This window comes from Acidovorax sp. SRB_24 (assembly GCF_012931925.1).
The window spans coordinates 1-362 of sequence record NZ_MWOM01000283.1 but is presented as its reverse complement, the minus strand read 5'-3'; the positions used below and the strand labels follow the sequence as shown (position 1 = coordinate 362).

At 64.4% G+C, this 362-nt stretch carries 2 pseudogenes; both read right to left on the bottom strand.

Annotation, left to right across the window (positions count from 1 at the left end):
* Positions 1-152, bottom strand: a pseudogene (locus tag B2J89_RS21975) (electron transfer flavoprotein subunit alpha/FixB family protein); the annotation flags it as partial.
* Positions 153-362, bottom strand: a pseudogene (locus B2J89_RS21970) (electron transfer flavoprotein subunit beta/FixA family protein); the annotation flags it as partial.

The window sequence follows — 362 nt, the reverse complement described above, 5'->3', positions numbered from 1 at the left end:
ATTTGGGCGGCGGCCTGCGCGGCCGCTGCCGCGTTGTGGCCGGCGACGAGCACGTGCACGTCGCCGCCGCAGGCGGCAGCAGCGGTGACGGTGTGGAGCGTGGCGCCCTTGAGGGACGCGTTGTCGTGTTCAGCAATAACGAGTACCGACATTTAGATCACCTTCGCTTCGTTCTTGAGTTTTTCCACCAGGGCAGCCACGTCGGCCACCTTGACGCCGGCGCCGCGCTTGGGCGGCTCGGTGACTTTCAAGGTCTTCAGGCGCGGAGTCACATCGACGCCGAGCTCTTCGGGCTTGACGACGTCGAGCTGCTTTTTCTTGGCCTTCATGATGTTGGGCAGCGTCACGTAGCGCGGCTCGTT